The organism is Actinotignum timonense (assembly GCF_002860685.3).
GTDB lineage: Bacteria > Actinomycetota > Actinomycetes > Actinomycetales > Actinomycetaceae > Actinotignum > Actinotignum timonense.
This window is the reverse complement of the sequence record NZ_CP136960.1, coordinates 323,243-346,427: the sequence shown is the minus strand read 5'-3', so window position 1 is coordinate 346,427 and position 23,185 is coordinate 323,243. Positions and strand designations below refer to the sequence as shown.

Here is a 23,185-nt window from a genome sequence, read left to right as displayed (position 1 = left end):
TTTGATATAACGAGGAGATTAGATACTATGCCCGCGGTCATTATTCTCGGCGTCCAGTGGGGCGACGAAGGAAAAGGCAAGGCAACTGACCAGCTCGGCCAGCGTGCCGATTATGTTGTGAAATTTAACGGGGGTAATAATGCCGGCCACACGGTCAGCGTGGATGGCCAAAAATTCGCTCTCCACCTCCTCCCGTCCGGCATTCTCAATTCAGATTGCATCTCGGTGATTGGCAACGGCGTCGTCGTTGACCCCGAAGCGCTTTTCGCGGAAATGGCGGAGCTGGAATCGCGCGGCGTCTCCACAAAAAACCTCCGCATCGCCGGCAACGCGCACGTCATCACCTCGTACACAAAAATGTTCGACCGCCTCAACGAAGAAGTCCTCGGCGATGGCAAAATCGGCACCACCGGCCGCGGCATCGGCCCCACGTACGCGGATAAAGCCAATCGCGTGGGGATTCGCATCGTCGACCTCGTGCACCCGCGGCGCCTGCGCGGGCAGGTCGAGACCGCGGTGGCGCAGAAAAACTTGGTGTTGCGGGCCCTGGGGCGTGAGGAGATTAATGTCGACGACGTGCTCACCGAGCTGCTCGCCTATGGGGAACGCCTCGCGCCTATGATGATTAGCGCTTCTCGCGAACTCAATCAGGCCCTCGATGAAGGCAAGACGGTTGTTTTTGAAGGCGGGCAATCCACCCTCCTGGACATCGACCACGGCAACTACCCCTACGTGACCTCCTCGAATGCCACCGCCGGCGGGGCGGTGACCGGCAGCGGGGTGGGTCCCACTCGTATCGACCGGGTGGTGGGTATCGTCAAGGCCTACGCCACCCGCGTGGGCGAAGGGCCATTCCCCACCGAGCTGCACGGAGGCAAGGGCGATTGGTTGCGCGAAGCGGGCGGCGAATACGGGGTCACCACCGGGCGCCCGCGCCGCTGCGGCTGGTACGATGCCCCGGTCACCCGCTACGCGGTGCGGGTCAACGGCCTGACCGACCTGGTCCTCACCAAGCTGGATGTGCTTACCGGCGTGGAACAGATCCCGGTGTGCGTGGGCTATGAGATCGACGGCCAGCGCGTGCACGAATTCCCCATCGACACCTGGGATTTCGCCAATGCCAAGCCCATTTACGAGTACCACCCGGGCTGGACGGAGGACATCTCCACGGTGCGCGACTTCGCGGACCTGCCCGCCAACGCCCAAAGCTACGTGCGCTGGCTGGAGGAGATGGCCGGCTGCCGCTTCTCGCTGATCGGGGTGGGGCCGGATCGCGAGCAAACCATCGTGCTCCACGATCTGCTCGGCTGAGTCGAGCGGCGCGGCACGGGCGCGGCCGCGCCGCCAGCTGCCCGGCGGGCAGCTGCGCCGTCGTACTTTACCCCGTTTGACCTGCGCTAATGCACGGTGCGTGACTTAGCTCCCAGGACAGGTGGTAAGAATTCCTTTACTATAAGGAAAAGAAGGTTGTGTGGGGAGGGTCACCTCCGGGCCGTGAGTTCGTGATGAGCCCGCGGGCCGCGGTTGCGAATAGCGCCGCGATACGCGGTACGGAACCGGCGGTGGCCCCTCGCGCAGCACCGGAGCGGGAACGCGAAGGAGCCTCCCGCGTGAAGAGATTGAGGGGCGGGAATGTCTACATACACCACAGGTAGCCTTGTCCCCATTCGGGGATGGCAACGCACCTATTCCGGGAAGGTGCACGATTTGTACCGGCCCGTGCCCGGGGGCGCGATGGCCGGGATGGATACCTATCTTATTGTGGCCTCGGACCGCATCGCGGCATTCGACCACGTTGTTCCCACATTCATTCCGGACAAAGGTGAAATCCTCACCCGGATCGCCCGCTGGTGGTTCGACCGCACCGGGGACATTGCGGAAAGCCACTACCTACCGGGCGGCGTGCCGCGGGATATCGCCGCGCGTGGCATCCTGGTACGGGCCCTGCGCATGCTCCCCTACGAAGTGCTGGTGCGCGGTTATCTAACCGCCGGCGCGGTACGCTCACTCGAAACCCTCGGCACCCTCGATGCCATGCCGTACGACGGCGCCATTGAGCTCGGCGCCAAGCTGGAACTACCGTGGGTCGGAATAGCGGAAAAGCGCCGGCCCGGCTGCCCGGATATCCCCATCCCGTGGGATGAATTCATGCGGCGGGTGGGGGAGAGCACCGCGGAACGGGTGCGCGTGCTGGCCCTCAACCTCTACCGGCACGCTCACGCCATCGCGCTGGCCCGCGGGCTGGTGCTCGCGGATGCCAAACTGGAATTCGGCACGGATATGGACGCCGGCTCCAGCCGCCTCATCCTGGCCGACGAAGCCTTCACCCCGGATACCGCCCACTACTGGCTTTCCACCGACTACCGCGCGGTGAAATCCGGGGAGGCGCTGCCCACCCCGGAAGCGCTGCGCCCCTTCGATAAGGACGCCGCGCAGGTGTGGCTCATGTCCGCGCAATCCGGGTGGAATGCGGAGCAAGGGACCCAGCCGCCGGCCCTCCCCGCTGCCGTGGTGGCCGATATTCGCGAGCGCTACCTGCGCGTATGCGAAATGCTCACCGGGGAGCGCTGGCCCGGGCACTAAGCGCGGCGGCGCAGTGGCGGGCGCGCGCCGTGCCGGCTTCGCGTGCCGCACTCACTTTACGCGCCTGGGTGGCGGCTGCCCGGTGGCGCCGTCGTCGTTCTGCACGAACCCCGCGCGCACCGCACCTCAATGTGACGTGCACCGCGGAGTGGTGTTCGAGCTTCGAAATCATACCGCGAAAGCACCCGGACGTTTTACCATTTTGATATGCATTACGCGAATAAAGTTTACGATCAGGTCGTCGCCGCCAATCCGGGCGAACCCGAATTCCATCAGGCCGTGCGCGAAGTTTTCGATTCCATCGCCCCGGTCCTCGCGGCTCACCCCGAGTACGCCGACCACGCCATCCTGGAACGGCTGGTTGAACCCGAACGCATCATCGCCTTCCGCGTGCCGTGGGTCGATGACGCCGGCAAAATTCGCGTCAATAAAGGCTACCGGGTGCAATTCAACTCGGCGCTCGGGCCCTATAAAGGCGGCCTGCGCTTCCATCCCACCGTTTACCTGGGCATGCTCAAATTCCTCGGCTTCGAGCAAATCTTCAAGAACGCGCTGACCCGCCAGCACATCGGCGGCGCCAAAGGCGGCGCAAATTTCGACCCCAAGGGCAAAAGCGATAACGAAGTGATGCGCTTCTGCCAGTCCTTCATGACCGAATTGCAACGCCACATCGGCCCCGATATTGACGTTCCCGCCGGCGATATCGGCGTGGGCGGGCGCGAAATCGGCTACCTGTTCGGCCAGTACCGCCGCATCCGCGATACTTTCGACGCCGGCGTGCTCACCGGCAAGGGCCTCGGCTTCGGCGGCTCGCTCGCCCGCACCGAAGCCACCGGTTACGGCGCGGTTTACTTCGCGGACGCCATGCTCGCCGCGCGCGGGGAAAGTTTGGACGGGCGCACCGCGATCGTCTCCGGTTCCGGGAACGTCGCGCTGTACGCGATCGCGAAGGCGCAGCAGATGGGCGCGCGCGTGGTCACGGCCTCGGATTCTTCCGGGATGGTTTACGACGACGCCGGCATCGACGTCGAGCTGCTTCGCCATATTAAGGAAGATCTGCGCGGGCGGGTCTCTGATTACGCAGCGCAGCGCCCCAACGCGCGTTACCAGGCCGGGGCGAAGGTGTGGAACCTGGCTGAACTGGGGATTCGTGCGGATATCGCTTTCCCGTGCGCCACTCAGAACGAACTCAACGAGGCCGATGCGCGCCAGCTTCTCAACGGGGGAGTGCGCGCGGTGGTGGAAGGCGCGAATATGCCCACCACCCTGGAAGCCACCCACCTGCTCCAGGAAAACGGGGTGCTTTTCGCCCCCGGCAAGGCCGCGAACGCCGGCGGGGTGGCCACCTCCGCGCTGGAAATGCAGCAGAATTCCGCGCGGCAAAGCTGGAGCTTCGAAAAGGTGGATGCCAAACTGCACGACATCATGCGCGATATCCACGACACCTCCCTGGATGCCGCCGCCCGCTACGGCCACGAAGGCAACTACGTGGTGGGCGCCAATGCCGCGGGCTTCGAGATGGTCGCGGAGGCGATGATCGCCCAGGGTGTGATCTAGGGGCGGCGTGCGCCCGGCGGATTGCCTACTTCGCCGGGCGGGCGCGCTCGCGGCGGCGCCGTCGTACCTTAGGTGCCGTTGTCATCCAAGGCGTCGTAGAGTGGATCCGTGACACGAAAAATCGATAGCGTGGACGCGCTGCCCCTCCTCGCCCGCTTTCGCGCAGGTGAGGAGCTCAGCGCGAGTGAGTCGCGCACGGCGGTGCGGTTTCTGCTCGAGGAGTTGGCTGCTCGGCATCCCGGGCACGCGGTGGAAATCCGAGTTCCGTATGTTGGCGCGGTGCAGGCGGTTGCCGGGGTGCGCCACCGGCGCGGTACCCCGCCGAATGTGGTCGAATGCGATGCGGGAACGTTCCTGGGATTGTGCGTGGGGACTCTGAACTGGGATGATGCTGTGGCTTCCGGGCGGGTGGACGCCTCCGGAACCCGCGCGAACCTCTCCGAGTTTCTCCCCCTGGTGCATGTGGCCGGTGCGGATCACTGAGCTGAGGGTGTGAAGCGCTGACCGCGGGAATCCCATAAGTCACACACGTCTCTGGAGCCTCAATAGTCACACGCGTCCCGGCGGGGGTAGTACGTGTTTTCCGAGCTGTAGTGCAGATGTCGTACACGCGAAGTACACCTCGGAAAAACACACCCGCCTCGGGCGGGGCGGGGTCGGCGGAATGGGCCATTTTCAAGATTCAGGGCTGCAAAAGGTGCATTTCGGACCGTCGCTAACACAGAATGTACGCCACGGACATTAAATCGCGGAAAAACTGTCACCCATGTACATTCTGTTATCCGGCCCGGCCTCTCGCCTCCTCGAAGTGTGCATTCCAGACAACGCATCCCGCGTAGTGGGCGTAAGAGACACGAAATCGCCCAGAAGCGGTGCTCTTATAGACACTTCGTTTCCGGGGCTGGCTCAGAAACAATTGTGCCGGCAGCCCTGGGGCCGCCGGCACGTTCGTTACAGGAATGAGTACCTATTTGGTGGCTGGTGGAATATTGTTCGGATCGTAGTCATCCGCCCAGTCATCTTCATTGTCATCTGACTCGTCGTAATCTGCGTAGTCGGCGTAACGAGCATACGGATCATCCGAGGAATCGTAGTGGGATTCCTGGCGCTCATCACGATTAATACCCAGCTCACGCTCGAGAGCGGCGTAATCAGTATCCGGTGTAAAGTACTTGAGATTCCGGGCTACCTTACGCTGCTTAGCCTTCTGACGGCCGCGCCCCATGAGCTCGACCCCCTTCATCTCATCTGGGCTCATCTGGCCCGGTTTACTATTTCGTGACCTATATTAGCCGCTATGGCCTATATATGGCTATGTGACATACGCGGAAAGAGTACGGCGCTCCTCACCTTTCCCAGGTAGATGGCCTGTAAAGCGGCCACGAACCCCGCGACAGGTGTCACGCGCCACGTGGTTACTTGCGCCGGCGCCCGCGCCCGAAGAGGGCACTGCCCAGCAGCGTGACTGCACCCAGGGCGGCAACGCCGAGGCCAGCCACCACGGCGAGCCCGGTTTGTTCCCCGCGCCGAGCATCGTCAATAACATCCTGGGCTACCTGCGCGGCCGAGGGAATCCCGGCAAAGGAATGACCGGCGGAACAGTGGCCTGAGCACCCGTGGCCGGTGGCGGCGTCGTCGTAATGATGCGCGCCACCGCACGCACCGCCACCGCACTCACAGGCGTGGTCGCCGAAATCGTGGTCGCCGCCGCCACAACCGCAACCGCCGCCGCACGCGGCGCCTTCAGCAACCGCCTCAACGTCGGCATCCGCGCAGCCGCAGCCGCACGGGCCGCCGAAATCGGCACCGTCAGCGCCGTACGCACCAGCCCCATCGGCACCGCCGCCCAAGCCGGCGCCCGCGAGGTGTTCCTTCGCGGAATCGGCCAGATCGTTCACCTTCGCCTTCGCGGTATGCGCGAAATCCGAGGCTTTTGCAGAGGCTTTGGCGGAGGCATCCGCCGCGGTGCTCTTCGCGCTATCTGCGAAAGCCGCAGCCTTATCCTTCGCCGCCTCGGCAAAAGCGGAGGCCTTGTCCTTGAGCGTGGCCGTGGTGGTGGCCATCTTGTCCTTCGCGGCATCGGTCGCGTTCTTGATATTCGTGCGCGGATCCAGGCGATCCACCAGCTCATTGACGGTGGCGGTCAGCTCCGCGCGGGTGCGCTCGATATCGCGCTGGATGTCCTCAGGTTTACGGTTATCGGAAGCGCTCACTTCGACAGGCCTTTCTTCACGGCGTCGACGTCCTTGCTCAGGCCGCCAACAAGATTAGTTGGATACTTTCCGGATTTCTTGAGTTTGCGCAGCCCCAGCAGCGCGAGCACCGCAATAATAAGGAGCAGAATTCCGGCGACCGCGAGGTAACCGGCCCACCAGCGCCCGCCGAACACAACCGTAAAGAAGGCCGCCGCCGCGTGCAGCAGAAAACCGAGCATGAACAGCGCCAGCACCCCGGCCACCGCGAGGAGCACCCCGCCCATCCCGAGGTTGAGGACCTTGTGCTTGAGACTGGCCTGGGTGTACTGAATTTCGTCGCGGACCAGGGTGGAGAATTGCGCCGTGGCGGAGGAAAACAATTCACCCACGGTCCGGCGGTTCGGTTCGCGCGCCGCGGCTGCCCGCGCTTCTTCGGAGGAGGACGCCACGTAGCCGGAGCCCGGAAGCGGCCCGGTGGTGCTTGCCCGTGCGTTCTCAACATCTTCTTGCGCCATCACATCCCCTTTGCGTCAGCCAATAACGTGGCGATAGATACATTCTAGTGTGCCGCAGAAAGCTTTAAATAGATAACGGGAAGGCGAAAATTTCTTCCTGAGCGAGGGCGCGGTGGTTTCGCGCCTCGCGAGGGCGCAGCGCTGATGTGTGCGTGCCGCTGCGCGCGGGTAGCGTTTCGTGCGTGCGCAGGTCCCCGCATCGCTCGCGCGCCGCCGCACCACAGAATAGTACGACGACGCCGCAGCCTCCCGCCCCGCCCGCTTACCTTGCGATGGCGATGTCCCTGAAAATCCGCCCCACATCCGCGCGGGCCACCAGCCCGATAAGCACCCCGGTGGCATCCCCGGTGCGAGTGATGAGCACTGCGGGATGGCCGCGGTCGGTCAGGGCTGTGCATACTGCCATGGCCCTATCGGAAGGTTTGGCGTAGAGGGGAGCGTCGTGCGTGCCGCTGTGGGCGAGGATATCCCCGGCCGGCACGTCGGCCAGCTGGGATTCTTTCCCGGCAGTCACCATTCCGGACACCCAGCGGGCCACCATATTGGTGGTGAGCAGCCCGATAATCGTGGAGCCATCCACCACCGGAAGCTGGGCGTAGCCGTGCGCGTCGAGAATAGCGGCGACGGTAGCGAAAGTATCCACGGGAGAGACGGTCGCGACGTCGTGAATCATGAAGTTTTGGATCTGCGGTTCGTTGCGCACCTGGAAAAGTAGCCGCTCGGCGGCTTCGACCAGGTCCGCGCGCGGGGTGGCAATGGGTTGGCCGTTCTTGTAGTTGTTATGCGCGATGGTATTGCGCAGATTGCGCAGTACCTCGCCCAGGTTGTTATTGCGAACGACGGCGGGAACCCGCTTTTCGTACGCCTTCGCCCAGGCATCCCCGAAACCACGCGAATCCAGGCCGGTGGCATGATCGAGCTCAGCCCGGAGGTCTTCCACCGCGGAGAGGAAACGCTGGGTGAGAGAGTTCGCGGTCGGGGAGGTGGCAGCGTCGTCGTTCATGCCACCATGGTAGCGAAGCGGGCCGCGTTGCACGGACTGGAGTGGGTGGGCGAACCGCGCACCCGCGTACCCGCGCGTACCCGCGCGCACCCGCATGCAACCGCATGCAACCGCACGCGAACCCCAGGCGAGCCGCACGCGAGCCGAAACGCGCTAGCCGGTAAACCCGGTACCCAGGGTGCCCACCGGGCCGGGCTCGCCGTGGGTATTCGCGTGCCCGGAGCGCACCACCCACCAGCCGCCGAGCAACCCGAGCACCGCGATGGCACCCCAGACGCCCACCACGGCCCAGCCCATCCCGGCCAACGCCATAACCGGCACGAAGGACACCGCGGAAATCTCCACCGGAACCACCGGCAGATAGGCGTAACCGAATTGCTCAATGGTGCCCGATTCCAGCTTGGGATCCACGATGCGCAGCAGCGCCAGGCCGGTGGAAACAGAGCCGGTAGCCCACCCCCAGGTGAAGAGCTGGCGTTCGAACCAGCCCTCGCCCATGAGCCGCGGAGCCACCACCAGGCCCAAAACCGTGCACAGAATAAGACCGAAGAGGAACAGCAAGCCGAGGGCCAGCAGGTGGTCGGAAACAAATTCCGGCTGAATCGAAGCAATACCGCACACAATCAGAATGTCCGTGCACAGCCCGGAAACCGAGCGCAGCGTGCCCGCGTCGAGCAGGTGGGAGGCCCCCACTCCGTTCATAACAATCCGCACCACGATCCCCACCAGGAAAGCGATGGCGAAAAGCGGGAAGGAAATACCGGGGAACAGGTGCTTGAGGAGCTGACCAATCCCGTAGCCGGCCACCGCCACCAGACTCACAATCCCGACCTCGAAGGAGAGCGTCTCAATCGAACCGCCGGAGAAGGTGTGGTAGCCCAGGGCCGGGCGGCGCTTATTGGCATCGAGCACCCCGGTGAGGAGCTCATCGGGCAGGGAATCCATACCGCGGAAAGCCTTGGCCTGCCCGCGCCGCGCCCCGAATTTCGCGAGGATAATCCCGCCGACCACCCCGACCAGCAGCCCCACCGTGGCCGAGGTGAAAGCCAGCGAGGCCACTTCCGGCTGCCCATTTTCCGCGTAAATATTGCCCACGGCTGCCGCGGTACCGAAACCGCCCGCCCAGCCGGTGAACAGCATAATGCCCAGCACATCCGGCGAACCGAGCACCGGGGTGAGGAACAGCAGCGCGAAAGCCATACCGAGCGCCACCTGCGCCCCGTACATAAGCACCCCGTAGGAAGCAAAACCGCCCACCGCTTTATTGACTTTGCGAATATCGAAATCATCGGTGAGGGCCATGCAAGCAAACACAATAACAATAAGAATCGAGGCATACGTGCCCATATGCTCGGAGAACGGAATCCCGGTCACCTGCCAGGACCCGATATGCCAGCCGCGGCTTTCCGCTACCGCCCCCAGCACATTCGGGCCGAGCACCAGCCCCAGCGCACCGGCAATCACCGAGGCGGGAACCAGCATATTCTGCAGCCACTTCACCCGGGCGCGCAGGAACACCCCAATGGCGAGCAGCAGGCCAATCATTCCGGCGTCGACCAGCATGGTCCACGGCGTATATGCGTTCATCGTCCCTCCTACGGTTGCGATAGTTGCGCTTGGCGCGATGCGCGGGCGCTCGCGGTCTGCGATCTGCCCGGGCCCGCGCGATTCACGCAAAGCTTGCGGGAGGGGTGCGTGGAACCCGCTCCCATTAGTAAAGATACAGTAAAACTACGGCGATGTTTTAGTTAGGTGCGGTGCTGGGGGCCGTGATGTGCCGAGATTCACGCGCGCGCTCGCGGCTCGTTCGCGCCGTCGTGCGTCCCTGCACGGCCCGGTCGCCGCGCTTTTCCTTTTCTTAACGACGACGCCGGGCCTCTCCGCCCGCGCGGACTCCCCCTCGATATGATGGCTATGGTGACCGCCACGCGCGCGACTCCGGCACACCAGGCCGGGGCGGCGGGGCGCGGGCGGCGTCGTCATCAAGGAGGAAAAATATGACGGATCTGGTGACTTTCGGCGAATCGATGGGGGCTCTGACCTTTACGGAATCCCCGCAGATCGGGGCGCGGCCGCGCGCGTCCTTCGGCGGCGCGGAAACGAATGTGGCCATCGGAATGGCTCGGTTGGGGCATTCCACCGCGTGGGTCGGGAGCGTCGGCAAGGACCTGTTTGGGTACATGATTATGCGAACCCTGCGGGGCGAGGGCGTGCGCTGGGATCACGCCCGCCAGATCACCACCGCGCCCACCGGGGTGCTGGTGTCGCGCCACGCTGGGCTGGGGACGTTCGCGGTGGATTACCATCGTAAGTTTTCCGCCGGGCGCCTCATTACCCCTGATCAGATCCGCGCCATGTTTGAGCTGGAGCCAAAAATCGTGCATCTGACGGGCATCACCCCGGCGCTAGGGGAGGAAGCGCGCGCCGCCACGATGCTCGCCGTGGAGCTGGCCGGGGAGCGCGGGGTACCGGTCTCTTTCGACGTCAATTTCCGCTCGCGCTTGTGGAATGCTCAGGATGCAGCGCCGGTGCTCGCGCAGATCGCGCGCGGGGCGCATGTGGTCTTCGGCGGCACGGAGGAACTGGAGCTGCTCACCGGCGAATCCGAGGTGGCCGCGGCGACTCAGCGCTTGCTGGACTGGGGCGTTTCGGAAGTGGTGTGGAAAGATTCGACGACGGCGCGCGTGACCACCCCCACCGAGTCGGTGGAACGGCCCGGGCGGCGGGTGACCGTTGTGGATACCATCGGGGCTGGTGACGCCTTCGTGGCCGGTTATCTTTCCGGGTGGCTCGAGGGGCTTTCCTTCGCGGAACGCCTGGACCGCGGGCACCTCCTCGGGGCCTTCGCGGTGGGCACCATCGGCGATTGGGAAGGCGGGCCCACCCGCGAAGAACTCACCATCGCGGAGATCTCCGGCGGCGAAGTGGCGCGCTAGCTAAAGCTCGCCTTGGCTAGTGCAGCGCGCCACTTCGGCAGCGTGGTTCGTGGGGCGTGCCTTAGCGGCGGACGGCGGGGGTGTCGGTGCCGTTGCCGTCCCAATCGCCCACGAAGAGCTGGTCGGAGGTGCGCCCGTAGGTGAGGACCTGATCCGCTTCTCCGGCGGCCAGCGAATTCTTCACGTAAACGGTGTTGCCCCGGCGTACCGCCAGCGTATCTACGCCGTCGCCGTTAAAATCGCCCAAAATTGTGGCGTCACTGGCACGGCCGTAAGAAAAAACGGTATCCGCGGCGCCGCCTGCGATGGCGTTTTTGACGTAGTACAGGTTGCCGCGGCGCACCGCGAAGGTATCCTTGCCGTCCCCGTCGAAATCGCCGGTGAGGACGGTGTCGCCCGCGCGCCCGTAGTGGACCACCCGGTCGGCCTCCCCGCCGTGCAGGGAATTGAGGACGTAGAAAGTATTGCCCCGCCGCACGGCGAAGGTATCCTTGCCGTCGCCATCGAAATCGCCTACCAGGATTTCATCGCCGGCGCGGCCGTAGGCGAATTCCACATCGGCAGCTCCGCCATCCACGCTGTTCTTGACGTAGATCTTATTGCCGCGGCGCACCGCGAAGGTATCCTTACCATCGCCGTCCCAATCGCCGACGAGCACCTCATCGCCGGCCCGCCCGTAGGAAAATACGCTGGCGGCCTCGCGTGAGGTCCAATCATTGGAAACATAGAAAATATTGCCGGTGGCGGGATTATTGGGAGTGGGCACGTTCGTGCCGGGCGCGCCGGGTGTAGGCGTGGGCTTCGGCGCCGGCGCGGGTGAAAGTCGATCTACATCGGCCTGGGCGCGCGCCACATCGGCCTCCGCGGCGGCGAGCCGCTCGCCGAATTCCCCGAGCTGCGCGGCGCGGGCGGCGGCACGATCCCGCTCGCCCTGAGCGACGGTGAGCTGCTCGGCCAGTTTCTGGACGGCTTGCTTCGCGGCCTTCGCGCTCTCATAAGCTGCGGTCGCGGCAGTGAGCTTCGTCTGCGCGGTATCGAGCGCGGCCTTGGCCTCGTCGTACTCTCGGGCGGCAGTTTCTAGTTGCGTCTTCGCGATTTGAGCCTCCAAGGATTCGGGATCGCCCTTGGTAGCTGCTTCGAGTTCGGCCGTCGCATCTGCCAGAGCCGTGCGGGCCACGGAGGATCCCTGGGCCATCTCATCCTTGAGACCATTCATATAACTCTGCAGCGCGGCAGAGTAGTCCGCAACCGTCTGCGGCTGCGAGTTATCCCCGTAAAGAGGCGTGTGATCGAAAGTATTCGCCTGGATATTAGGGGCGAAAGCCATTCCCGTTACGGAGTAATTGGGATTGACAATATTAAGGTAATGTCCGACTTTCGCGAAGTCCGTGACGCCCTGATCATGGAGGGCTTTTTCGTTGTGATACCAGAGCTTGAGGGAAAGCTCATCGCCGGGGTAGTTCGCGGAGGCAAGATTTTCTGCCACGTTGAACGCTTTAATATGCGTCATTTTATTGGTGCGAGATTGCGCATTGACCTGGAGCTGGGCAACCGCCATGAGGTAGTCCGTGACCTTGAGGGGCTCAAGCTGGTGCGCGGCGCGCAGCTCGTTGATCTTCGTAATGAGGCTCAGGGTTTTCGCCATGGAATCCAGGTTCGTGGCATCATCGGCCGCGCCCGGGTGGGTATAGGAAGCCAGCGGCTTACCCTGGTACTCCGTATTGGTGGTGAAAACATCGAGGGCCTTCTGGGCGTTGCGGGCTTCGTAAAACCCGAGGGCTCCCCGATCCCACTGCACCTTCGCCGCAGCCTTGGATTCTTCAAGCTTGGCCCGGGCGGCATCCACTTTTTCCTGGGCGGCTTTGGCGGCTTCGGGATTGGGCGCAATGGCCTTATCGTAGGAGGCCTGCGCGGCATCGCGGCGGGCCCGCGCGGACTCAGCATTCTTGGTGAGTTGGGGCATGACGGAAGCTGCGTCGTCGTACCCCTTCTTTGCGGAATCGAAACCGGAAGCTTTCGCTACCGCGGCATCATACGCCTGTTGCGCGGCCTCCACCTGCGCGTTTGCCCGCGCGTAAGCCTGCGCGGCGCTCTGAATATCCGCGAGGCTCGCGCCGCTCGCTTTTATTTCCGCGAGGATGGCGTCCCGCGCTTTAATTGCGGCGGTGAGCCGGGCACGGGCCTCAGCGAGCTGAGCTGCGGAACTATTACCGGGGGCGATGTCGCTGGCGGCGGCGGGAGCGGGGCTGAGAACCGGCAGGGCCTGGGCGGCGAACGGGACCAGCAGAGCTCCCGTCATGAGGAGTGCCGATGTGCGCATAAGAGTCTCTTTCTGTTTCGACCGTGAAAGTGAAAGGGATAATTCCCGGAGCGCAGGTTAGTGGCCGTTCCTGGGCGTACGCCGGATGCATAGTGGGAAGAAGCTGGCCCGCGTGAAAGGGGGCCGTGCGGCGGAACGGAAAACACGCACACGCGCGCGAAGGGCACCGCGAGGTGCCCGCGCACGCCACCGCCGCGAAACATCCGCACACGACACCGGCGCCGCGGAGCGAATCGGATTCCCGAGGGAAGATCGCGGTTCGCTACGCGGCGCCGATGGAGAGTTCAGGACTTGCGAGAGCTAGAAATAGAGCGAGAACGCTCTACCTTTTACTTACCGGTGGATCCGGGGCTGGCCTTACCGTCGGTGGTGTAGGACTTCGCGCCGGTTCCGGCGAGCGCCCCACCCTGGACGATAATGTAGGAATCGCGCAGCTGGCGGCCAGCGAAGAAATCTTCGAGGATTTCGCGGGTACCGGCAGCGTAGCGAGTCTGTGCGGACAGCGAGGAACCGGAGGTGTGAGGGGTCATCGCGTTGCGCGGCATGGTGCGCCACGGGTGATCCTCGGCCGGGGGCTGCGGGTACCACACGTCCCCGCCGTAGCCGCCGAGCTGGCCGGATTCGAGGGCCTTGACAATGTCGTCGCGCACCACGATCTCCGCGCGGGCGGTATTCACAATGTAGGAACCGCGGCGCATCGAGTTGATCATCTTCTCGTCCACCATATGGTAGGTATCCGAGGTGAGCGGGGAGTGGATGGACACCACGTCCACGCTACGCATGAGGTCCTCAACGGTCTCGTGGTAGGTGGCGCCGAGTTCCTTCTCCGTCTTCGGATCGAGGCGGTACAGATCGTAGTAGTGCAGGTTCACATCGAAGGGCTTCATGCGCTTGAGCAGGGCGCGGCCGATGCGGCCGGCTGCGATAACGCCCACGTCCATGCCTTCCAGGTCATAGGACCACTTCACGGCATCGGCGATGTTCCAGCCCTTTTCGTCGGTGACGATGCGGTGGGCGGGAACGAAGTTGCGCACCAGGTTGAGGATGGTCATGGCCGCGTGCTCGGCCACCGAAATCGAGTTCGAGTAGGTGACCTCAGCAACCGTGATATTGCGCTTCATCGCTTCGGTGAGGTCCACGTGATCGGAGCCCACGCCGGCGGTGATGGCCAGCTTGAGGTTCTTGGCCTTCTCCAGGCGATCCTTGCCCAGGTAGGCGGGCCAGAACGGCTGGGAGATAACCACGTCCGCATCGGGGAGGTGCTTCTCGAATTCCGAGTTCTCGCCTTCCTTATCGGAGGTGACGATGAGTTCGTGACCGTTATCCGCGGCCCACTTCTTCAGGCCCAGGGCGCCGGAGACGCACGCCACCATCTCGCCCGGGGTGAAATCGATGCCCGACGGCGTAGGAGTGCTGGAGCCGCCCGGGTAGCAATCAATCGTGGGAATGGAATCGCGAATGTACTTGGGCGGGAAGCCGTCCACGGGATCCGGGTACAGCACCATCAGAATTTTCGCCATTAAAAATCACCTCTTTTAGTAGTGAGTCGCCGGCCACTTCGCCGGCTCGGTTAGTACTTTAGTCCCAGGCCGGTAAGGTGTGTCAAGACCCATTTTTAGGGTGTCGCTAAGTTGGCGTGCGGCGAGTGTGAAGTGGCGGAAAATCGCCGTTTGTGGTGGTGATTTGTGATCGGAATCGTCTTATTGTTTATCGAAAATAACGGATGTGGTGCGGGTGGGTGCGTGCCGTTAGTCCTAGCTTGCGGGTGCTGGTGGTTCTTGTGTGTGGCGACGACGCCGCTACCGGCCACGAGCAATCCGCCAGCGATAAGTGCTGCGACCGTGGAGGCTCCCGAGTTTGGCGGGTGTTTCAGCGGCTCGTTGGTTGCGGGAAGGCATGTGGTATCTCGAACAGGGTCACCAAAACATGGATAAGGAGGTGGTGTGAATGCGAGAAAGTCTTGTTATAGCAAAGGGGAGAGGTGGTGGCTCCGACCGGCGTCGATCCGGTGACCTTTCGATTTTCAGTCGAACGCTCTACCAACTGAGCTACAGAGCCGAAAGAGAAACACCCGGTTTCCCGGGCGTTCTTCCTTCGCGACCCCGACGGGACTTGAACCCGCGACCTCCGCCGTGACAGGGCGGCGCGCTAACCAACTGCGCTACGGGGCCATTTGCTAGGCAAATAACCATCGCGTACCCCCAACGGGATTCGAACCCGTGTTACCGGAGTGAAAGTCCGGCGTCCTAGGCCTCTAGACGATGGGGGCTCAAGAACGTTGTTCTCAAAGCGTCCCCGCTGAGGGAACGGGTATAAGCTTACGTAGGATTCCAGGTCTTAGCAAATTGAACGAGGGTGTTCTCGATCACCAAGCGAGTTTTCCGCGGTAATCCGCGCCTTTCAGGGAGGTGACCACGCTGCGCGAGGGCGGCGTCGTACCAGATAGGAGCCTTGTGAGCGCTTCCCGGCGGTCTCACGCCGGAGGCGAAAGGAGTTCGACGCCGCTTTTTCTGTCGTAGCCACCTACTAGGCTTTCAGACATGAACGCATCGGTACTCGCGGTGGCCCCGGCCGCCTGGAAAGCTCTCTCGCTCGCGCCTTGGCTGCGGGCGGAAAGTGAGGCGCCCACGCCGGAACCCACCCCCACCTCGGATCTGCATGAAGTTGCCGAACAGGCCGTGGCTGCCACGGTTGATATCGCGCAGCTGCTCGGGGTGTGCCTGCTGGGTGCCCTCATCGGCTGGGTGATCGCCGTGGTTATCGTGGCGGTGGTCAAGGCCGGTTTCCGGCGCCATACCGGGCTTATCGATGTGGTGCGCGGCATTCAGGTGCCCGCGCAATTCACGCTCGCGGTGGTGGGCGCGCGCTTCGGGCTGTTCTCCTATATGGAGAATTTCCCGGAACAGGATCGGCCTAATTGGTCACCCGTGCTCAAACACCTGCTGCTGCTCCTCATTATCGCGGGTCTGACCTGGCTGCTTGTCGGCGTGGTGAACGGGGCAGCACGCTCCTACCTCAAATTCGTGGAGCGGGTAGCGGAAACGCGCTATCGGCGGGTGCAAACCCAGCTTCAGATTCTGCGGCGCCTGGCGGTAGCCCTCATTATCGTGATCGGCCTGGCCGCCATGCTCATGACCTACCCGGGCGCAAAAGCCGCCGGCGCCTCACTTTTCGCCTCCGCGGGCGTGATCTCCCTGGTTGTTGGTATTGCTGCGCAATCCACTCTTGGCACGCTGTTCGCCGGGTTGCAGCTGGCTTTCTCTGATTCCATCCGCGTCAATGACATCGTCATTTGGGATGGGAATATGTGCACAGTTGAGGAAATCACGCTCTCTTACGTGGTCCTCAAAGTCTGGGACGGCCGGCGCCTCATCGTGCCCTCTAACAAACTCACCTCCACCACGTTCGAAAACTGGAGCCGCCGTGATCTAGACATTATGGGATCGGTGGTCCTCCAACTGGACTGGAGCGCACCCATCGCGGAACTACGTGCCGAACTTGACCGCATCCTCGCCAATACTGACCTCTGGGATGGTGATACCGGCATCCTCGTGGTAGGGGATGCCTCCAGCCCCAACGGCCTACAAGTCTCCGCGATAGTCTCCGCTTCCTCACCCGGCGAACTCACCGACCTGCGTAACCACGTGCGCGAAAAGCTCATCGTGTGGTTGCAGAACAACGCCCCGGATGCCTTCCCGCACACCCGTTTTTATAACGACGACGCAGCCTCGTCCGCCCCCGGCATCCTTGCCGCGGAAAGCGACTCGGAGCAGCAGGGAACTGGCTCGGAGCAGGCAGGAAGCGATGCGGCTGGTGAATCAGGCGAAGCCGAGGGGGAGCCTGAGGAATCCAAGAAATCGGTGGCCGGGAACTCTGGTGACCGTGCCGAATCTGAGGAGCTCGCGCAGTCCGAGGCACACGCGAAATCTGAGAAGCGCACGAAATCTGAGAAGCGTACGAAATCTGAGAAGCGTACGAAAACTGAAAAGCCGGCCAAGCCCGCGGCTCGCCCAGTCACCCGCACCTCCATCGGTGCTCAAGAACAAACCGAACCGGATACCACTTTCGACCCGCAGGACTACCAAGAAACCCGCATTCTCTCCGCATCTGATATTGAAGCGGCGGTGCGCCCGGAGCGGGTGCCGGTAGCCAGGCGGCCCGAAAGCCCGGCCGGTGGGGAAGGCCCGGCCACCCGCATCCGGGAAGGCCACGAAGCCTCGCTGTTCACCGGATCCATCCAAGCCGAAAAACGCGGCCAAGAATTCTCCGGCCCGGGTGCCGACGTCCTGGCAGAACGCGAACATAATGCTGCGCGCCGCACCGGCCAGCAAGAACCCGTCCACGAAGCTGGCAAAGTCCCCTCAGAATCATCGGCGCCTCCCACTGCCGTCTTCCCGGCGGTAGCTGGAGAAACAACCGAAGCTGACACCGCCAAGCAAGCTGGTACTGCCAAGCAAGCTGGTACAGCCAAGCAAGCTGGCGCACCTAAGCAAAGCGAGACCGCAAAGCAGCCTAAAGCAGCTAAACAAAGCAGCGACAATGAGGAAACTGAAGAAAGGAAAAGTCATGGCACAGATGCTCCCGCAAAGCGATGAAGAATGGGCCCGGGTCCTCACCCCGGCCGAATTTACGGTCCTGCGTCAAGCTGGAACCGAAGCGCCCTTCACCGGCGAACTCCTGAATGAAAACCGCGAAGGTATCTACCGGTGCCGGGCCTGCGGGGCAGAACTCTTCCGCTCTACCACCAAATTCGATGCCGGATGCGGCTGGCCCAGCTTCTATGATCCCTCCCGCACCGATGCCGTGCGCACAGATGTCGATTACAAACTTGGCTACCCCCGCACCGAAGTCCGGTGCGCCACCTGCGATTCCCATCTCGGGCACGTCTTCCCCGACGCACCCCACACACCCACCGGCCAGCGCTACTGCATGAACTCCGTCGCGCTCACCTTCGAACCCGCAAACACGTCCACAACCGCATAGATTCGGTAGAATCACCCGTGTTGCACACCGCGCCTAGGGGAGCTCCCCGAGTGGCGGTGTCCACCGGGTCGCGACAAAGGAGAAACCATGCCGAGCCTTCATGTCATGTCCGCCAACCTCCAACAAGGTAAGCCCTCACGGCGCCCGCGCCCGGGCACGGACAAAGTGACATGGCAGCGGGAATCCATCAGCAAAGCCATCCGGCTCATCACCGCCGCCGGCCCGGAACTCCTCGCCCTCCAAGAAGTCAAAGTCACCACCGCCGGCGGAGACCTCTACGCGCCCCTCCTCGCCGCCGGCAACTACCACGAAGCCATCTTCGCGCCCACCAAAAATGAGCGCGGCCGCCTCCGTGCCACCAAAAAAGGAGAAGCGCGCGGGGTCGGCACCGCGCTCCTCTCCGTCTACCCCATCGGCGCTCGCGAGGTCATCAACCTCCCCGTCCACCAGCAAGAAACATGGCTGAAAACCCTGCGGACGAATATCGGGATCGGTGAAATTCCCCGGGTTGCGATCCTCGCCGAAATCAAGGTGGCGCCAGGGCACTCCGTCGTCGTCGCTGCAACGCACCTCACGTACACGTACCGCCTCAACGTTACGCAACTACGCACCGTAACCGGAGCCCTCGCCGGATTCGCCCAGCGTTACGGGCTAGAGAAAGCCCCGCGGCTCATCATCGGGGACCTCAATATCCGCGGCTGTGAAGTGCCTCTGGCGGCCACCGGATTCGAAGCTGCCGCCGAAGCCCTCACCTACCCCTCCGATGAGCCAGAAAGCCAAATCGACCATATCCTCGGAACCGGGGTTGAGGTGCGCGCCGCGGAAAACCTCTTCCTGCCGCTCTCCGACCATCGCGCCCTACGCGCTACTGCAGTCTGGAAATAGGGCCACACCTCCACGCTCGAGACGCACCCTCGCGCCTGGAAAACTCTGTCTACACTAGTGCTGTTATGGCCTCAGTACTGCTCAACTTTTGGGTGATTATCGCGATTATGCTCGTCGGCTACCTCGTCGCGCGCTGCAAAATCGTACCCCCGGGAAGCGACCGCACCCTCACCCAGCTGGTCTTCTACACCACGCTGCCAGCCCTCATGTTCACCACCCTCGCCAACTCCAACCCGGCATCCTTCTTCGGGGTGAACGGGCTCGCCAATATCATCTCCTCGGTAGGAACCGGACTCATCTACACAGCCCTGGCCGCCACCGTACTCAAAAGCCGCGGCACCGAACTCACCGTGGGCGCGCTCGTTGCCTGCTACACCAATATCGGCAACTTGGGCGTGGCCTTCCTCGTGGCCATCACCGGCGACCCCACCCCCGCCGCACCCATCCTGCTCTTCCAAATCCTCGTGATGGTGCCGGTCTTCTTCTCCATCCTCGATAACCAAACCGGCAAGAAAACCGAAGGGCTGTGGCGCACCATCCTCTCCCGCCTCAAAAACCCGCTGCTCATCGCGGTCTTCGCCGGGCTCATGGTTGCCCTCCTCAAGATCCCCATCCCGGAACTCATCTCCGCGCCTCTCGAAAAAATGGCAGGCGCGAACGTGCCCATTATTCTGCTGGCGATGGGAATGTCCTTGCGCGGCGCGCGCCTACCCCGCTTCGGGCGTGAAAGCGCACCCCTCATGCTCGGCATCTTCTGCCGGTTAGTCCTCGGGCCGCTTATTGCTTTCGGGGCCGGCTACCTCCTGGGCGCGCGCGGCGAAGCCCTCATGGCCATCGCCATCATCGGGGCATTCCCCACCGCGAACAATGTGTTCGTTTACGCGCATCGCTACCGCTCTGGCGTCACCATGGCCCGCGACGCCGTCATCATCACCACCGTCGGCTCACTCCTCGTCATCCTCCTCATCACCGTCATCGCCCAAACGGTATAGGAGCGGCTTCGGTATGAGGCCGCCCGTGCTTGTGGACTACGCTGGGTGTGAGCTCCGAGCTACTACCCCTTGACCGGGTTGTAATCCGGGCCGGGTTCCTCCCCGTCCACCTCGAAATTCGGCTGGTCGAAAGCATAATCCGGTTCCGGAGCTGCGGGCGTGGGGGAATTAATATCCGCGTTATCGACCACGCGTTCCTCCCCACCCAAGGTGTGCGACGCCGCCCTCGCCGTGACCGGCGAGGGAGATTCCTCAGCGCGGGTATTGAGCTCCTTCGCGTTGTATTCGAGCAGCTGCTTGGCCACCGCAGTCCCCGCCAAATCGCGCAGATCCAATTCGGGAAGTTCCGTGAGCGGCTTATCCGGGGTGCGGCGCAGCACCTTAAACACTTCCCACACAATCGAAATCAGCGGAATCACAATAATTGCGCCCAGCAGCCCGGCCACAAACGTACCGGCCGTCACGCCCACCGCAATCACCACCGGGTGGAGCGAGACCTGATGCCCCATAATGAGCGGCTGGAGCACATGCCCCTCGAACTGGCCGATCAGCGCCACGCCCACCAGCACCACCAGTGAAATAACCACGCCCTTCGTGGCCAGAGCCACCAGCGCCGCAATAATCATGGCCGCAGGGGCACCGAACAGCGGAATAAAGGCGCCGATAACCACGAGCGTTGCCAGGGGAGCGGCCAGCGGCACCCCGCACGCCACCAGCAGAATCGCGGCCATCACGCCATCGCATAGCGCAATAAGGATGGTGCCGCGCGCGTAACCGGAGAAGCTGTACCACCCGGCAGTGGCCGCCGCGTGAGTGCGCCGCCGCGCCCGATCCGGGAGCACATTAATAAACCACAGCCACATATTTTTCCCGGCTGCCAAGAAGAAAATCGAGCAGAAAAGCGCCAGCGCGATCAACGTGAAAGCCAAAGCCACCGTGCCGGCCTGCGAAAGCGCCGTCGACGCAATATTTCCCGCGTTATTCTGCAAGTACGTAGCCGCACGTTCAATACCCTCGTTCAGGCCCTCGCGCAACTCATCGACCGTAATATTAATCGGAATCGGCCCGTTCGCAATCCAATTAAAAATGCCATCCAGACCGCGTTGCATCTGCTCGGACAGGCTCGACCACTGATTCGCCACCGAATCAATAATCCAATAAATAATCCCGCCCAGCGCCGCGAACAGGCCCAGCAGCGCTAGCGCCGTCGCCAACGCCCGCGGCATAATCCGATCCAAAATATTAACAATCGGATGCAGCAGCGACGTCATCACCAGGCCGAGGAACACCGCCACCAGCACCCACTGCACCGATGCCGCCATGTGGAAAATACCCCAAATGGCAATAACCACGCCGATGAGGAGCCAGGCGCTCACGCCCCACGTCACCAGAACCGGCTGCACCCCGGCCGGATGAATCTCCACAACGGTGCGCTGCGAACGCCCGCCGCTATCAGCCGGGTCCTTCGCGTAACGCTCCACGGCCTCTTCGGCCACGCGCTCAATCTGTTCGCGCCGCGACACCGCCGAGCGAATCCGATCCATCAGGGAGGGTGACTTCTTTGATTCCTTCACAAGCTTTAGCTTACTGAAGAACAGCCCGCGCCGGGCACGTTACGGCGCGGGCGTTAGTGCGCGGGTGCGTTACGATGCAGGGGCGTGCCGGGCGCGCTGCGCGCGGTGGTACGACGATGCCGCCTCCCCGCCGCACTACTCATTTGGCCGCAGCAGGTCAATTTCGCTTTCCAGCCACTCGGCGAGCTCACCGGCGGCAATATGCGCATCGATCTCCACCTGCTCATCGGGTTCCTCGATGCCGACGAGGAAAGCCTCCCCGCATTCCCCGAAGGGCACCGCGATGACCTCGCCATCCTCGCTGCCCGCCCACCAAAACTCGGGGCTGTAGCCGGCGGCGGCCAGAGTCTCCCACACCACCCGGGCGCGCTCCTCATATTCGGGAGTGAAACGCCCCACCGGCGTGCTCCACGCATCGGGCAAACCGTCCGGAATACGCGGGAACACCGCCGCCGGATCGCGCCCCTCAAGGATCTCGGCAGGCACAATACGCGGAGTATCCCGTTCGCTCACCCGCCCGGGTGTCACCGGAGTGAGCTCCAGCTGGCCGTCGGTGAGATCACCGGCCTGGAAGCGAGCGGTCCCCAAGGCCACCACCTGCCCGGCCAGCGCAGCAACATCAACCTCGCCCTCGCCCAGCTCGGAAAGAAGCGCCGTGACCCCGGTGGCGGAAGCGCCCGCCGGGGTGGCGGACAGCACGAGGGCGGCGTCGTCGGAAAGAATACGGCGCTGCTCCGAGCCGTTCGCGTGAGTGATCGCAACAAGGCAAAAACCCTGCTCGGAAGGGGTGATATCGAGCGCGGCAACGGGCCGGCCGGAAACGGTGAGTGAGGTGATATTCATGCTTCGAGGATACTCCCCGGCGCCCGTGCTAACCTGGGCCCGGGCGCACCAACCGCCGCGGACGAGGGAGCCGTACCCGCCCAGCGCAAAGACGGCCGCAATTCTTATGGCGTGGATTATTTTGCTCCTTTCCGGAGCACTCGAAACCGTATGGGCGGCAGCCCTCGAAAAATCCGAACATTTTTCCAAGCGCGGGCCAGTCGCGATCTTTCTCCTGGCACAAACACTCTCCCTGCTCGGCCTGGCCTGGGCCATGCGCGACATCCCCACCGGCACGGCCTACGCGGTGTGGGTGGGCGTGGGCGCGAGCCTCACGCTGGTCTACGGCTGGCTGAGCGGCCAAGAAAGCACCTCGCGCGCTCGCGTGCTGCTGCTTATTGTGCTCGTCGCTTCGGTGGTGGGACTCAAGGTGGTGAGCTAATGGCCTGGGCGATTCTGGTGGGTTCCGGTATTTTCGAGGCAATATGGGCGACGGCGCTCGGCGATTCGCGCGGGCTCAGCCGCCCGCTGCCGGCGCTCGTGTTCGGCGTGGCGCTCATTGTATCCATGTGGGGGCTTTCCCGGGCGCTGCGCGAAATTCCGCTCGGCACGGCTTACGCGGTATGGACGGGGACCGGCGCGGTGCTCACCGTAGCAATCGCGGCCGTGCGAGGAGTGGAGGAACTCAGCGTGCCCAAAGCGGTGTTCCTGTGCGGGGTCGTCGGCGCGGTGATCGGGCTGCGGGTGGTGGAGCGGCGGGAAGAGCGTGGCGGTAAGAGGCCGGAAAGCCGCTGTTCTACTTCGAAATAGAATCTAGTCC

At 63.2% G+C, this 23,185-nt stretch carries 20 protein-coding genes and 3 tRNA genes; 11 read left to right on the top strand and 12 right to left on the bottom strand.

The genetic code is table 11. The annotated features are described in order from the left end of the window. Positions 1 to 27 precede the first annotated feature (27 nt). From CYJ17_RS01465 to CYJ17_RS01450, 4 genes are all read left to right on the top strand, one after another. Entirely contained in the window at positions 28 to 1,311 is a 1,284-nt protein-coding gene (locus tag CYJ17_RS01465) for an adenylosuccinate synthase (protein WP_087071231.1), read from the top strand. A 321-nt stretch (positions 1,312 to 1,632) separates the two neighbouring features. Continuing rightward, complete coding sequence (locus tag CYJ17_RS01460; protein WP_087071236.1) at positions 1,633 to 2,583, top strand: phosphoribosylaminoimidazolesuccinocarboxamide synthase; 951 nt, start codon at positions 1,633 to 1,635, stop codon at positions 2,581 to 2,583. Between the two features lie 207 nt (positions 2,584 to 2,790). Further along, positions 2,791 to 4,140: an NADP-specific glutamate dehydrogenase gene (gdhA, locus tag CYJ17_RS01455; protein ID WP_101595476.1), complete on the top strand. Its 1,350-nt coding sequence runs from the start codon at positions 2,791 to 2,793 to the stop codon at positions 4,138 to 4,140. A 108-nt stretch (positions 4,141 to 4,248) separates the two neighbouring features. After that, positions 4,249 to 4,623, top strand: a complete 375-nt coding sequence (locus tag CYJ17_RS01450; protein ID WP_087069773.1) for a sterol carrier family protein — start codon at positions 4,249 to 4,251, stop codon at positions 4,621 to 4,623. 484 nt (positions 4,624 to 5,107) lie between these two features. On the opposite strand, the gene CYJ17_RS01445 is transcribed toward CYJ17_RS01450, so the two are convergent. From CYJ17_RS01445 to CYJ17_RS01425, 5 genes are all read right to left on the bottom strand, one after another. After that, positions 5,108 to 5,383, bottom strand: coding sequence for a DUF3073 domain-containing protein (locus CYJ17_RS01445; protein WP_375713969.1), 276 nt, complete (start codon positions 5,381 to 5,383; stop codon positions 5,108 to 5,110). A gap of 172 nt (positions 5,384 to 5,555) precedes the next feature. After that, positions 5,556 to 6,353, bottom strand: coding sequence for a DUF3618 domain-containing protein (locus CYJ17_RS01440; RefSeq protein ID WP_101595471.1), 798 nt, complete (start codon positions 6,351 to 6,353; stop codon positions 5,556 to 5,558). Next, a complete protein-coding gene (locus tag CYJ17_RS01435; RefSeq protein ID WP_087069770.1) occupies positions 6,350 to 6,850 on the bottom strand; it encodes a phage holin family protein in 501 nt (166 codons plus the stop codon). The genes CYJ17_RS01440 and CYJ17_RS01435 overlap by 4 nt, the downstream gene beginning before the upstream one ends. 262 nt (positions 6,851 to 7,112) lie before the next feature. Continuing rightward, positions 7,113 to 7,853: a CBS domain-containing protein gene (locus tag CYJ17_RS01430; RefSeq protein WP_087071110.1), complete on the bottom strand. Its 741-nt coding sequence runs from the start codon at positions 7,851 to 7,853 to the stop codon at positions 7,113 to 7,115. Between the two features lie 153 nt (positions 7,854 to 8,006). After that, on the bottom strand, positions 8,007 to 9,440 hold the full coding sequence (locus CYJ17_RS01425; protein WP_087069769.1) for a sodium/glutamate symporter: 1,434 nt from the start codon (positions 9,438 to 9,440) through the stop codon (positions 8,007 to 8,009). Between the two features lie 410 nt (positions 9,441 to 9,850). Here CYJ17_RS01425 and CYJ17_RS01420 point away from each other — a divergent pair, with 410 nt between their 5' ends. Then, on the top strand, positions 9,851 to 10,789 hold the full coding sequence (locus CYJ17_RS01420) for a sugar kinase (protein WP_087069768.1): 939 nt from the start codon (positions 9,851 to 9,853) through the stop codon (positions 10,787 to 10,789). A 61-nt stretch (positions 10,790 to 10,850) separates the two neighbouring features. Here CYJ17_RS01420 and CYJ17_RS01415 read toward each other — a convergent pair whose 3' ends face one another. The 5 genes from CYJ17_RS01415 to CYJ17_RS01395 form a co-directional block, all read right to left on the bottom strand. Then, a complete protein-coding gene (locus tag CYJ17_RS01415) occupies positions 10,851 to 13,109 on the bottom strand; it encodes a CAP domain-containing protein (protein WP_087069767.1) in 2,259 nt (752 codons plus the stop codon). Between the two features lie 329 nt (positions 13,110 to 13,438). Next, positions 13,439 to 14,629 carry an NAD-dependent formate dehydrogenase gene (locus CYJ17_RS01410; protein WP_026428718.1) on the bottom strand — a complete coding sequence of 397 codons (1,191 nt, stop codon included), beginning with the start codon at positions 14,627 to 14,629 and terminating at the stop codon, positions 13,439 to 13,441. Between the two features lie 462 nt (positions 14,630 to 15,091). After that, positions 15,092 to 15,167 (bottom strand) — tRNA-Phe (locus tag CYJ17_RS01405). Positions 15,168 to 15,206: 39 nt separating this feature from the next. Further along, positions 15,207 to 15,280: transfer RNA gene (locus tag CYJ17_RS01400), tRNA-Asp, on the bottom strand. A gap of 25 nt (positions 15,281 to 15,305) precedes the next feature. Then, positions 15,306 to 15,378: transfer RNA gene (locus CYJ17_RS01395), tRNA-Glu, on the bottom strand. A gap of 271 nt (positions 15,379 to 15,649) precedes the next feature. On the opposite strand from CYJ17_RS01395, the gene CYJ17_RS01390 reads away from it, so the two are divergent. The 4 genes from CYJ17_RS01390 (at position 15,650) to CYJ17_RS01375 (ending at position 19,969) form a co-directional block, all read left to right on the top strand. Further along, positions 15,650 to 17,704 (top strand): mechanosensitive ion channel domain-containing protein, encoded by a 2,055-nt coding sequence (locus tag CYJ17_RS01390; RefSeq protein WP_087069766.1) that lies wholly within the window; start codon positions 15,650 to 15,652, stop codon positions 17,702 to 17,704. Then, complete coding sequence (gene msrB, locus CYJ17_RS01385; RefSeq protein ID WP_087069765.1) at positions 17,676 to 18,092, top strand: peptide-methionine (R)-S-oxide reductase MsrB; 417 nt, start codon at positions 17,676 to 17,678, stop codon at positions 18,090 to 18,092. Before CYJ17_RS01390 ends, msrB begins: the two co-directional genes overlap by 29 nt. Positions 18,093 to 18,179: 87 nt before the next feature. Continuing rightward, positions 18,180 to 18,977: an endonuclease/exonuclease/phosphatase family protein gene (locus CYJ17_RS01380; RefSeq protein ID WP_143231791.1), complete on the top strand. Its 798-nt coding sequence runs from the start codon at positions 18,180 to 18,182 to the stop codon at positions 18,975 to 18,977. Positions 18,978 to 19,042: 65 nt separating this feature from the next. Then, a complete protein-coding gene (locus CYJ17_RS01375; protein ID WP_087069764.1) occupies positions 19,043 to 19,969 on the top strand; it encodes an AEC family transporter in 927 nt (308 codons plus the stop codon). A gap of 62 nt (positions 19,970 to 20,031) precedes the next feature. On the opposite strand, the gene CYJ17_RS01370 is transcribed toward CYJ17_RS01375, so the two are convergent. Beyond that, a complete protein-coding gene (locus tag CYJ17_RS01370) occupies positions 20,032 to 21,543 on the bottom strand; it encodes an AI-2E family transporter (RefSeq protein ID WP_234984394.1) in 1,512 nt (503 codons plus the stop codon). A gap of 135 nt (positions 21,544 to 21,678) precedes the next feature. Beyond that, positions 21,679 to 22,386 (bottom strand): hypothetical protein, encoded by a 708-nt coding sequence (locus CYJ17_RS01365; protein WP_087069762.1) that lies wholly within the window; start codon positions 22,384 to 22,386, stop codon positions 21,679 to 21,681. A gap of 106 nt (positions 22,387 to 22,492) precedes the next feature. Between CYJ17_RS01365 and CYJ17_RS01360 the strand changes: the two genes are divergently transcribed. Together CYJ17_RS01360 and CYJ17_RS01355 are read left to right on the top strand one after the other, a co-directional pair. Continuing rightward, positions 22,493 to 22,807 carry a DMT family transporter gene (locus CYJ17_RS01360; RefSeq protein WP_087069761.1) on the top strand — a complete coding sequence of 105 codons (315 nt, stop codon included), beginning with the start codon at positions 22,493 to 22,495 and terminating at the stop codon, positions 22,805 to 22,807. After that, on the top strand, positions 22,807 to 23,175 hold the full coding sequence (locus tag CYJ17_RS01355; RefSeq protein ID WP_087069760.1) for a DMT family transporter: 369 nt from the start codon (positions 22,807 to 22,809) through the stop codon (positions 23,173 to 23,175). The genes CYJ17_RS01360 and CYJ17_RS01355 overlap by 1 nt, the downstream gene beginning before the upstream one ends. Positions 23,176 to 23,185 lie beyond the last annotated feature (10 nt).

Excerpts from the sequence above, each read along its gene's own strand:
- CYJ17_RS01465 (WP_087071231.1), top strand. The coding sequence starts at position 28 with ATGCCCGCGGTCATTATTCTCGGCGTCCAGTGGGGCGACGAAGGAAAA.
- CYJ17_RS01460 (WP_087071236.1), top strand. The coding sequence starts at position 1,633 with ATGTCTACATACACCACAGGTAGCCTTGTCCCCATTCGGGGATGGCAA.
- gdhA (WP_101595476.1), top strand. The coding sequence starts at position 2,791 with ATGCATTACGCGAATAAAGTTTACGATCAGGTCGTCGCCGCCAATCCG.
- CYJ17_RS01445 (WP_375713969.1), bottom strand. The coding sequence starts at position 5,383 with ATGAAGGGGGTCGAGCTCATGGGGCGCGGCCGTCAGAAGGCTAAGCAG.
- CYJ17_RS01435 (WP_087069770.1), bottom strand. The coding sequence starts at position 6,850 with ATGGCGCAAGAAGATGTTGAGAACGCACGGGCAAGCACCACCGGGCCG.
- CYJ17_RS01430 (WP_087071110.1), bottom strand. The coding sequence starts at position 7,853 with ATGAACGACGACGCTGCCACCTCCCCGACCGCGAACTCTCTCACCCAG.
- CYJ17_RS01425 (WP_087069769.1), bottom strand. The coding sequence starts at position 9,440 with ATGAACGCATATACGCCGTGGACCATGCTGGTCGACGCCGGAATGATT.
- CYJ17_RS01420 (WP_087069768.1), top strand. The coding sequence starts at position 9,851 with ATGACGGATCTGGTGACTTTCGGCGAATCGATGGGGGCTCTGACCTTT.
- CYJ17_RS01415 (WP_087069767.1), bottom strand. The coding sequence starts at position 13,109 with ATGCGCACATCGGCACTCCTCATGACGGGAGCTCTGCTGGTCCCGTTC.
- CYJ17_RS01410 (WP_026428718.1), bottom strand. The coding sequence starts at position 14,629 with ATGGCGAAAATTCTGATGGTGCTGTACCCGGATCCCGTGGACGGCTTC.
- CYJ17_RS01390 (WP_087069766.1), top strand. The coding sequence starts at position 15,650 with ATGAACGCATCGGTACTCGCGGTGGCCCCGGCCGCCTGGAAAGCTCTC.
- msrB (WP_087069765.1), top strand. The coding sequence starts at position 17,676 with ATGGCACAGATGCTCCCGCAAAGCGATGAAGAATGGGCCCGGGTCCTC.
- CYJ17_RS01380 (WP_143231791.1), top strand. The coding sequence starts at position 18,180 with ATGCCGAGCCTTCATGTCATGTCCGCCAACCTCCAACAAGGTAAGCCC.
- CYJ17_RS01375 (WP_087069764.1), top strand. The coding sequence starts at position 19,043 with ATGGCCTCAGTACTGCTCAACTTTTGGGTGATTATCGCGATTATGCTC.
- CYJ17_RS01365 (WP_087069762.1), bottom strand. The coding sequence starts at position 22,386 with ATGAATATCACCTCACTCACCGTTTCCGGCCGGCCCGTTGCCGCGCTC.
- CYJ17_RS01360 (WP_087069761.1), top strand. The coding sequence starts at position 22,493 with ATGGCGTGGATTATTTTGCTCCTTTCCGGAGCACTCGAAACCGTATGG.
- CYJ17_RS01355 (WP_087069760.1), top strand. The coding sequence starts at position 22,807 with ATGGCCTGGGCGATTCTGGTGGGTTCCGGTATTTTCGAGGCAATATGG.